This window comes from Altericroceibacterium xinjiangense (genome assembly GCF_003958635.1).
Lineage (GTDB): Bacteria > Pseudomonadota > Alphaproteobacteria > Sphingomonadales > Sphingomonadaceae > Altericroceibacterium_A > Altericroceibacterium_A xinjiangense.
Genome location: NZ_RSEK01000049.1, coordinates 1 through 3449 on the forward strand (window position 1 = coordinate 1; position 3449 = coordinate 3449).

The 3449-nt window shown below is 62.9% G+C and carries 3 pseudogenes; all 3 read right to left on the reverse strand.

The features are described 5' to 3' along the window. Positions 1–85: 85 nt before the first annotated feature. A pseudogene (locus ELY13_RS15770) lies at positions 86–1133 on the reverse strand (IS30 family transposase); the annotation flags it as partial. A 590-nt stretch (positions 1134–1723) separates the two neighbouring features. Next, positions 1724–2916: pseudogene (locus ELY13_RS14720) on the reverse strand (IS91 family transposase). Positions 2917–2960: 44 nt separating this feature from the next. Further along, a pseudogene (locus tag ELY13_RS14725) lies at positions 2961–3356 on the reverse strand (tyrosine-type recombinase/integrase); the annotation flags it as partial. Positions 3357–3449: the final 93 nt, after the last annotated feature.

Below are 3449 nucleotides of genomic sequence, written 5' to 3' on the forward strand. Positions count from 1 at the left end.
CCCATGACCGCTCCTTGAAAAGCAGTCTTGAATCAGAACGAGGCGGGATTGAGAATCCCTTTTGTCAACACGGCCTAAGTCGTTAGTTGAGCTGACGGACGACGGCGCTGAGCTTGGCCTGACTGTGGGGCGGATAGATCGGTGCCCTTGGGAAGATACTTGCGAAGCAGGCGATTGGGATTTTCATCGGTGCTGCGCTGTCACGGACTTCTCGAATCGCAAAAAAGACATCGACATCGGTAGCCAAGGTAAAGCGCCGATGATCCGCAAGCTCTTTGCCCCGATTCCAAGTCAGCGATCGCTAGAGTTCGCGAGGCAGCTTGCGGGCCTGTTGATCAGGGCCGAGACGACGCCGTGTTCGCTACCTTGACCGGGTTCACATAGCGCGACTGGCGTTCGACCAGAGTCGCGACGTAGCTGTTGCGCGAGCCTGCAATAAGGCCCTTCCCAGCGGCCCGGCACGGCGCGATCTTCGACTGATGCCGGGCGCTCGCTGATTGATATCGCGTTCTTCACCTGACCAAGTCCGTTTCCCTTCAGCTGAGTGCCGCGAGTGGCTAATCCTGCGCTTCGCCCTGAGATGCTCGGGAATTTCCTTCTTCAGGACACTACGCGCTTGAATGAACAAAGTTTTCTAGATCATCTCGTGTGATGATAGATGCTGCTCTTCGTCCGGAAAGCTGCTTGAGCCAGCCCGCGATCTGGTCGGGAACCGTTTGCGGCGCAGTTTGAGTGATACTGTTCGGCGCCACCAAGGATGACAAGCCAACTTGCAGGGCTTGGGCCGAACCGCGCGCTCCCGCGCGGCCTAGTTCGACGCCACGGCTCGATAACGCACAACCCCACCATTCCGGCCAACCTCGCGGCTGATGGTCGAGGGGGCACGGCCGAACTGAGCCCCAATGCCGCGCAATGAAAGGCCAAGGGTAATGCTCGCAATATCTCCTCGCGCTCGACCAGGCTGAGCGAGCGAGCCGACCGCTTCCGCTCCGCTGGCCGGATGCCGCCCGAAGGAGGCAACAGCGAGAAAATCGACGACGAATCGCGAGCGCAACAACGCCCGATCGAACCTATCAACTCCCATGCTGCCGCCGATCCCCAATCTCCGCACATTGCGCTGCCGAGTAGTAAATCCGTCGTTACTGCTTTATCGCTTCCACTCCATCCGGTAAAAAAATGAAGTGTTGCAGCGACTCGTTGAACCCACCGGCCGTTGCAGCCGTTCAGCCTGACAGGGCGAGCCCGGGGCCTGCCGTTCATTCATCTTGCTTGCCGCCACGACCGGGACGGCTGACTGCAGGACTTTCCTGCCATTCCCGCTGCGAGCGATGAACGACAGCTCTCGGTAGGAGCGGACGGTGGCAAGTCCGTCTAGCTGTCGGCGCCTATCGGCAGCACTCGCCGTGACCGGAGCGGCGGCTCTTGTCTAGAGTTTCGGACGCCGGTAGACGTCGGAAAGTCGGCGGGGCCCGAACCCGCGGGCCCCACGCGGTGACCTATGGGGATTTTGACTTTGGGCCGTTCTGGGCGGTGGCAGGCACGACCGATATGCGGACAAATATGTGAGCAGCCCGTCTGCTTTTCGGGAGCGAAGGCATCCGCCCCAATGCGGACAGTCCGCTTTTGAGAAGTGTGCGTCTGCTTTCCGGCGGCAAGGTAGCAGACGTCCCCGTTCCCCGGCGCGTGGTTGTTGCAGGGGCGGTTTGGAATGAGCCGTGCCGGGTCACGACGCTGGTTTCCCGGCTGAGAGTGCAAAGACGGGCGGGCCCCGGGCCTGGTATCGGCGCTCGAGTATTTCGATGACGACCATGCGTCCACCGCAGCACGGGCACGGCGGTCGGGCATCTGATGCTTCGTCGGGCGTGTCGTCTGCGGCAGGCGGCTCGACGGCGAGCAGCTGACGGGCGCGTTCGAGATTGTGCTTGCGGGTCGCGCCGGCGAGCACGCCGTAATGGCGGATCCGGTGGAAGGCACGCGGCAGAACATGGAACAGGAAGCGGCGGATCAACTCGTCGACAGCAAGGGTCATCACCTGCTGCCGGTCGGCGCCGTTGCGGCGGTAGCCCTTGTAACGGAAGGTGACGCCCTCCTCGTCGAAGCTGGGGAGCCGACTGTTCGAGATGGCGACCCGGTGGGTGTAGCGCGATAGATAGGCGAGCACCGCTTCAGGTCCGGCGAACGGCGGCTCGGCGTAGACCACCCAGCGCTTCTTGCGGACCGGTGACAGATGGCGAAGGAAGGTCCGCCGCTCGGTGAGCCCAGCGATGCTGCCGAAGAAGGCGAGCCGCCCGGCGTCGTGGAGCTGGAGTAATCGCGTCAGGAACAGGCGGCGGAACAGCGCCCCGAGCACGCGTACTGGCAGGAGGAACGCTGGACGCGCGGAAATCCAGCGTTGGCCATCGAGCGCGATGCCACCGCCTAGCACGATCGTGTGGATGTGCGGATGGTGGGTCAGGGCCGAACCCCAGGTATGGAGTTAGGCGGTGATGCCGATCCGGGCGCCGACATGCTTCGGGTCAGCGGCAATGACCTGCATCGTCTCTGAAGCGGTCTTGAACAGCAGATCGTAAACCCGCGCCTTGTTGGGAAAGCAATCGCGGAGACCTCGGCGGGAAGCGTGAATACCACGTGGAAGTATCCGACCGGCAGCAGGTCGGCCTCACGTGCTTCGAGCCAGGTGCGTGCAGCGGCGCCCTGGCACTTGGGGGAGTGCCGATTGCGGCAGCTGTTGTGAGCCATCCGCCAGTAACCGCAGTCGGTGCAGGCTTCAACGTAACCGCCCATTGCAGCAGTACGGCACTGTTTGACCGCCGACATGATCTTGAGCTGATGCAGGCTGAGATGCCCGGCATGGCGTTCGCGATACGCGGGCCCCGCAGCCCGAAAGATGTGTCCTCCGGCTTCGCCTCCGTTCAGCTTCGCTTCCGGCGACCTCGACCTTTTGGCCGCTCCGCACGGGCTCAGCCGCTCGGCGCCTCCGGTTCGGGTGCGGTCAGCGCCAGTCTGTCGAGCGGACTGACCACCGCCCGCACCGTCTTCGTCGCGACCTGAGTGTAAAAGGCGGTGGTGTTGAGCTTGGCGTGGCCGAGCAGCGCCTAGATGACGTGGATATCGACGCCGTCCTCGAGCAAATGAGTGGCGAAGCTGTGCGGCCCGACCCGCTTGGAGATATCGGCCGCCTCGGCCGCCTCGACCACCACGCGATAAAGCTGCCGCGTGCTGATCGGCACGGTCGCGTTACGGCCGGGGAACATCCAGCCGTCCAGGTGCAGGACACCCTGTTGCCGTCCGGCGCGCCACCAGTCCCGCAGCAGTATCAGCAAGCCTTCGGGTAGCATGGCATTGCGGTATTGCCCTTAGCCCCGCTCGATCTGAGGTGGTCCCGGATTTTTGGACAGGGTGTTAAGCTCATCCCGACCTGAGGAATGGACGGGAATGAAGACGACGAG